6 protein-coding genes are annotated in these 7,620 nt (G+C 48.1%); all 6 read right to left on the reverse strand.

Going from position 1 to position 7,620, the window contains the following annotated elements:
• Nucleotides 1-45: 45 nt before the first annotated feature.
• On the reverse strand, nt 46-2,502 hold the full coding sequence (locus KDD36_08240) for a response regulator (protein MCB0396627.1): 2,457 nt from the start codon (nt 2,500-2,502) through the stop codon (nt 46-48).
• A gap of 113 nt (nt 2,503-2,615) precedes the next feature.
• A complete protein-coding gene (locus KDD36_08245; GenBank protein ID MCB0396628.1) occupies nt 2,616-3,026 on the reverse strand; it encodes a response regulator in 411 nt (136 codons plus the stop codon).
• A gap of 221 nt (nt 3,027-3,247) precedes the next feature.
• Nucleotides 3,248-3,655: a response regulator gene (locus tag KDD36_08250; GenBank protein MCB0396629.1), complete on the reverse strand. Its 408-nt coding sequence runs from the start codon at nt 3,653-3,655 to the stop codon at nt 3,248-3,250.
• Between the two features lie 286 nt (nt 3,656-3,941).
• Nucleotides 3,942-4,850, reverse strand: coding sequence for a T9SS type A sorting domain-containing protein (locus tag KDD36_08255; GenBank protein ID MCB0396630.1), 909 nt, complete (start codon nt 4,848-4,850; stop codon nt 3,942-3,944).
• Between the two features lie 298 nt (nt 4,851-5,148).
• Nucleotides 5,149-5,661, reverse strand: coding sequence for a hypothetical protein (locus KDD36_08260; GenBank protein MCB0396631.1), 513 nt, complete (start codon nt 5,659-5,661; stop codon nt 5,149-5,151).
• Nucleotides 5,662-5,666: 5 nt separating this feature from the next.
• The coding region (locus tag KDD36_08265) for a T9SS type A sorting domain-containing protein (GenBank protein ID MCB0396632.1) at nt 5,667-7,620 on the reverse strand (1,954 nt) is incomplete at its 5' end.

Raw genomic sequence — 7,620 nt, forward strand, 5'->3', positions numbered from 1 at the left:
AAATTATGGGTTTTTGAGGGATTAGGGGGTAGAAACACGAAGCTTCTATTCCTGCCGGAGTTGCTTCAGTTCCTTCTCCACCTCATCAAGCACACGATCAGCCTCTTCTTTTGCCCGGGTGATGATGTCGCTCATCTCATCTGTGACCTTATGCTCCTTGCACATCGACTCGATATCCTTCAGATGATCAACCAGCCTGGTCGCGCCTACATGCCGGCACGGGCTGCACATCTTATGGGCGTGATCGCCCAGCGAATCCCAGTCGCCTTTCCCCAATGCCAATTGAACTTCTTCAAACCCATCATGCACACCCTTGACAAAGAGATTGAGCATCTTCTCGTAAAACTTCCCATCCTTGTCCGATAACCGCTTCAATTCGGTCAGGTTCAGGGGTGGCAGATCCTGCATGTGACCTACATTTCCCGACATTGTTTGGGCGACTGTCTGCCTATCTTTTGAGAGCAACCTTTCCATTTCACCCAACAGCTCCATTTCGCTAAACGGTTTTGGCACGATGCCATTCACGCCTGCATCATAGAACCGCTGATGGCTTTCATCATCCGCAGATCCGGTGAGTGCAATGATGATTACCTGTTGATTTTCGCCGGTTAATCTCCTGATCTCTCCGGTCGCCTCGATCCCATTCATTTCCGGCATTCTCATATCCATAAGCACCACATCAAATCTGCGTTTTTGGATATGCTCCATCACCTCACGGCCGCTGGCTGCCTCCAAAACAATGGCCTGCTGTTTCTGTAGAACCGTATTGATCAGTTGGCGGTTATATTCTTCATCGTCCGCCACCAAAATGTTCAGCCCGGACCGGAGCCGGACTTCTTTTTGTTGATCATCTGTCTGTGCAATCAGATCCGTTTTAGATCCAACTTTGTAGTGCAACACAAGTTGAACGGAGGTTCCTTTACCCGGAGAACTTTGTAACTGAATCGTACCATGATGGCGCTGAACCAGCATGCGAACAATGGATAATCCGAGTCCGGTGCCACCGTAATGGCGGCTGGTACTGTTCTGCGCCTGCTCAAACTCCTCAAACACCCTTTTGGCTTGTTCTTCGCTCATCCCGATTCCGGTGTCCTTTACTTCCAGACCCAGGGCCACTTTTTCATCATCCAGTTGCATAGATGACATCGTTACCGTAATTGCTCCGCTTTCTGTAAACTTGATGGCATTGCTTAAAAGGTTCAGGAGTATCTGTCGCAACCGGTAAGGATCACCGATCAGCACTTCCGGTGTACCCTCCTGAAATGTACACTTAACAGGCAGGTTATGGGATGCCGCCATGGGCGTTAAAAGTTCACAGGCTTCCTCCATCACATCCCTGGGACTGAAAGGAACTTCTTCCAGATTAAGTTTTCCCGACTGAAGTTTAGAGAAGTCCAGCAGGTCATTGATAATGTGAAGCAGGTGGCTGGAGGACCTTTTAACAATATCCACCTGCTTACGCTGTTCATCCTCAAGTTCGCTCATTGATAGTTGCTCTATGAATCCGGCCACAGCATTCAACGGCGTTCTGAGTTCATGGCTCATTGTAGCCAGAAAGCGTTGCTTGGTTGCTGCTAGGTCCTCCGCTTCGTACTTGGCACGTATCAACGCCCTTCTGTATCTGGCACTTTGCCTTATATAATTCAACATAACCAGGGCCATCAAAACAAGTAATACGCCCATGGCCAGGCAGAACAAGGCAATCTGCCGATTGGTCTGATCCAGGGTTTGTTCAGCCTCTGCTGCGCTGAGTGCCAGCTGCTTTCTTTCGTATACCTCCAATTGATCCAGCAAGGCCATGATTCGCTCTGTAAGTGCCCGGTCGCTGTGGATCAGATTCAACTCTTTCAACCGGTGACTTTCCTCGATATTGAACTCTTCCTTCTTTACCCGAAGCACTTCTTTATTTAATTCAGACAGGGGAATGCGGGCATTTTGCAGGTCGGAGGTATTGGTGGGAACGTTGCTTTGAGACTTCTTAAACAAACGATTCCGAGACGAACCATTTGGCCGGGTACGCTCATTCTGTTTTGAAGGATTCTCTGAAATTTCTTCCTCCACCGAATGTTCAATTCTGGTCAACACTTTATCCAACGCCACCCTGACCCTATAAGCACCTTGTGAACGAAGCAAATCATTGAGGGTAGTCAATTTCCATGTAACCAGGCTATCCAGCAATGAAAGATCAATGGCCTCCCCTGCCTGCATACTGTCAAGCCTGTTTAACCGGTCATAGGCTTTGTGGACTGAGGTATAAAACAGATCCTGATATACGGTGTCCTGCGTAATGCCGAAGGACTTCACATTGTTTTCCGCATCCAGCAAACTATTTCTTAGGGCCTTTGCGGTGATAAGCCTCATATCGGGTCTGGCCGCTTCACTGGTTGTTGTAACCATAGACGTGAATTGGCGGTAGGAATAAATACCCGTAACAATGACAAGTGCAATAACCACCAGAAAGGCGAATGCAATCAGGTATTCTATTGATGATCTGTATCTCATGATTCAAAATATAAACCACTTCCACACCATCGTCAACTGCAATCATTATTCAGAAGAAAATCCGAAAGGATTCCCCTCATAGCAACATAAAATTAACCGCTGCCGGCAGACCGTTATTGCTCAACAACCATGACCAAGCGGTTTTGATCATGGTTCAACTTTCTCTTAACCTCCGTCACCAGGTTATCCAGAAAATAAACATCGCGATGAACAAAAACCAAAGGCGAATTTCCCTCCCGTGAGCCGGATACATGAACATCTTTGGCTGAAGAATATACAATTACCGGCACAGTCGCATGTTCCCGGTTTAATGTCTCAAGCCATTGCTGTCCTTCCAGGGACCTGTTAAGATGAAAATCGGTAAGCACCAGATCCGGCTCATGCTCTTTCATTGACTCCATACATCCCCAGGCATCTTCAAACAACAAAACACTGCAGGGCATTGCGGAAGTAAGCCGCCGGTTGATAATCTCGAGGTTAAAATAGCTATCATCAACAACATAAATATCCGGCACTTCTTTCATAACCTCCGTTTTAGCATTTACCCAATCAAACTTAAACCAGTTTCATACCAATGGTATCTTCCCAGGCACATTATTTTGCGGTTATCAGACTAACAGACGTGTGTTTGGTCAAATAACCTGCGGCACTAAAATTCGGAGGTAACATTTGTATGAACCGATATCTCTGAGGAGTGGATTCCCCAAACCGTTTCGAAACATACATATTACAAAGATCGGATTTCTTAGTGAATCTTATCAAAAATTGAGGCCAGAGAATCTGCCGACAATGGCTTTTCTATATAACCCATGATCTGATACTTATTCGCTTTGGCGATATCACCCGAGTATGATGATGATAACATGGCCACCGGAATTTTCTTTAGATCACCGGTATCCTTCGTTTGCCATTTTTCCAGAAACTCAAAACCATCCATCACCGGCATGCGGATATCCAGCAATATTAATTCGGGACATCCTGAATCGCGCCCACAACCTGCAAAGCAATATTTATCAAGATAGTTCAATGCCTCCCTGCCATTCCACACTACATCTATCTCAATGGAAGGATCAAAGTTTTCAATGATCATCTTCGTGAGCATTGTTCCGGTATCGTCGTCATCAACGATCAATATTTTATTAAATCGACCCATGGTACAGGCTAAATTAACAAATTATCATCATGCCAATCAATAGTCACTATCAACTGCTTACCGGGAACGGCGATCTTTGGAATCGACAAGAAAATCAACTGAATTTCACACGGATTGACGGCTTCCTCCAACCACCCCCGCCTTGTCCCGTAAGTGCGAGATACGGCCTTGCTCCGCAATAGCGGCTAAGCGAAGGCGATACGGGCAAAGCAAACCACAAACTAGAAACCACAAACTAGAAACCAGAAACCAGACACTAGAAACGACAAACTAGAAACTATCCCGTCTACAACGCGTGTTCCTGATCAGAAACGATCAGTTGTACGGTTTCCGCTTCTCCCGGAAAGGCGGAATAAACCCTCAGAAAATAACGGCCGGGTTTTAACTCCCGGGGGGAAATGTAATTGGATAAACCCGGCAGAAGGCCCTTTCGGATCAACTGACCGTTGGGGTTATAGATGCCGTATTCATGGGGACCGCTGCTGGCAAGTTCCACCGTACAGTGGTCAACAGCAGGATTCGGGAAATACTTCGCCACGATCTCACCGTTACCCGGCGCCTGGAGTCTCTCGGATGAAACGAATTCTTCCACAATAATGGAAGCCAGCGGAGGCGAGTTACGCAGAAGCGGTTCGGACGGCATGCTGTCCAGAAGTGCTTCATAGAACGTCTGCATGACATGTTTATCCGGTGTCATCCGGATCATATCTTTTGCCTCCCCATTGTACTTCGCCATCGGAAATTGTGGCAATTTCGCTTCTCCTCCCGGTTCAAACAACGGAAGATAAAGGCTGTCCCACCGACTCATTTGCTGCCATGCTGAGAACAGGCCGGTGATCTCCTCTCCCCCGATTTTCACAGCATAAATCCAATAAGTGCTGTCATTGATCGCCTGATTGAAATAATACAAACCCCGGTAACGACAAATGATTCCGGCGAATGCGGTGTCGGAAGTTTCAGTGTTGACGATGTAATTGTGGCGGTTGGCCCTGTCAAAGGAGATCTTGTATTCCACCGGACTACTGCCTTCCTGTACCGTGAATGACTCACCCAGTCTAAATGTGAGATTCACAGGTCGCTTGGGAAATGGACTGTCAAAAGACGATCTGATCCCGGGATCCTCTGAGGTCTCCCCGCATGCCGTAAACAGCAACGAGAAACACAACAGGCCATATAGGATCTTTTTGTTAAGCATTTCTACGCACGAAGGTAGCATTGTTTTACAAAAACAAAATCACCCGGCCATCTTTTTAACCCTTTCCTAACACATATCCCGAATGCCCGGAAATCACCGGCACAAATAAAGAAAGACGGGGATCAATCCCTTTTCACAAAAATGAAAAATCTGATAATACTTACAATGGCAAGAAGTCGTCAAAGGTTTTCTCCCGGTCTCCCCAACCTTTGGGTAACTTGAGACCGGGGCGGGGATTTGTGTGCCCCGCCACACGCCAATCATATCCGAAGCTCCTGTTATGAAAAGCGTCAGCTGTTTATGCCGTTGCTCCCTTAACCACCGGAATGAACAACCATACCGAAAGCAAACCTACCGAAATCACATACAGCATATTCGCGCCCGGCCAATGCATGATCTTGAACATGGAACCAACAACCCACAATGTAAATCCAACGCTTCCCAACAACTTGTTCACAAAAGACGGATCACTTCCTCCCAGAAACCGGAGCATAACCGGACCCATCCCATTCACCAGAAAGAAAAGAAATACGGCCGGAAATAACCATGTGAGATAAGACCACCATGGGTCAGACGAAAACATGGCAACCCCGCTCAAAGCAAAAGTCAATGCCAATACCAACTTATAATGATCCTGTTCCTTACGAGGCTGTTTTCCGAAGTACCGCAAGGTATAGACCACCCCTATTATCATATAACCGACAAGCATCAGTACCGATGCATATGGCTGATGTAGCCTTCCCAGACAGTTACCAACCAGCACCAATACCAAGGCACATTTGATCAGAATGTATGAAAGCCGCGGTGGCATGACTCCTATCTTCCGATAATCAACCTTTGCACCCGGATGCCATTATTCTCATCCACCACATTTACAAAGTACACCCCGGGCGGTTGATTCAAACGGATATCAACGACCGTTTCGTTGCTTACAGGAAACTCATAAACAAGTGACCCCAGTACATCCATGATCCGGATAAGCCTGGTGTTGTGTTCGGTACCCAGATCTACCGTGAATGAACCATCAGAAGGGTTCGGGTAGATGGCAATACCGGTTGATTGTCCGCTACCCGGAGTTACACCCACATTCAGGATCACCTCGCAAGTTGAGGTATCAGAACAACTGCCCTGAGTAATCACCACTGCATAGGTGCCATTTACCGTAGCGGTAAACGTAGAAGCTGTTTCGCCGGAAACCGGTGCATTTCCGTTGTTACAATCGATCCATTGATATGCATCTGCTCCCGTATTGTTGGCTGTGATCACCGGATCCGTAACCACCACCGAAACATCTATTCCATTGATGATCACATTCTGCATTTGGGTGGAGGTATTTCCATGGCCATCGTCATAAGTCCATGTTACAACGGTGGTGCCCAATGTTGTAATGGGCAAGGTCGCATCATGCGTTCCATTCACCGAACCCAAACAGTTGTCCGTAGCCGTCGGCGGAGTCAGACTGGCAACTTCACAGTCATCCGTCACATCGGCCAATGAACCGGCATCTGCTACCGGTGCCGTTGCATCCGTGATCACCACGTTTTGGGTTTGGGTAGATGTATTTCCATGGCCGTCGTCATATGTCCATGTTACAACAGTGGTGCCCAATGTTGTAATGGGCAAGGTCGCATTATGTGTTCCATTGACCAAACCCACACAGTTATCGGTAGCCGTCGGCGGCGTCAGACTGGTCACCTCACAGTCATCCGTCACATCTGCCAATGAACCTGCATCAGCTACCGGTGCCGTTGCATCCGTGATCACCACATTTTGGGTTTGGGTAGATGTGTTGCCGTGGCCGTCATCATAAGTCCATGTTACAACTGTAGTACCTTGTGTTGTGATGGGCAAGGTCGCATCATGCGTGCCATTTACCGAACCTACACAGTTGTCGGTAGCTGTTGGCGCAGTCAGACTGGTTACCGAACACTCATCCGTCACATCTGCCAGTGAACCTGCATCCGCTACCGGAGCGGTGATATCGTTAATGATCACATACTGTATTTGGGTAGAAGTGTTGCCGTGGCCATCATCGTAAGTCCAGGTTACCAATGTGCTGTCCTGCGCCGTGATCGGGAGCATGGCATCATGCGTGCCATTCACCGAACCTACACAGTTGTCCGTAGCTGTCGGTGGCGTCAGACTAGTCACCGAACATTCATCTGTTATGTCTGCCAGTGAACCTGCATTCGCAACAGGTGCCGTGACATCAGCGATCACCACATTTTGGGTTTGGGTAGAGGTGTTACCATGGCCATCATCATAGGTCCATGTTACAACCGTAGTGCCCTGTGTTGTGATGGGAAGGGTTGCATCGTGTGTTCCATAGACGGTACCAACACAGTTATCCGTTGCCGTAGGCAGTGAAAGACTGATCACGGAGCACTCCGCATTAACATCTGCCAAACTACCCGCATTGGGTACCGGAGCAGTCACATCGTTAATGATCACGTACTGGACTTGGGTAGATGTATTGCCATGGCCATCATCGTAAGTCCACGTGACCAGCGTGCTGTCTTGCGCGGTAATCGGTAGCACTGCATCGTGCGTGCCGTTTACCGAACCGACACAGTTGTCGGTGGCTGTCGGTGGCGTCAGGCTGGTCACCGAACATTCATCCGTCACATCTGCCAGTGAACCTGCATCTGCCACGGGAGCGGTTACATCGTTTATGATCACGTACTGGATTTGCGTAGAGGTGTTGCCATGGCCATCATCATAAGTCCAGGTCACCAGCGTGCTATCCTGGGCGGTGATCGGGAGCACTGCA

This window comes from Flavobacteriales bacterium, assembly GCA_020435415.1.
Taxonomy (GTDB): domain Bacteria; phylum Bacteroidota; class Bacteroidia; order JACJYZ01; family JACJYZ01; genus JACJYZ01.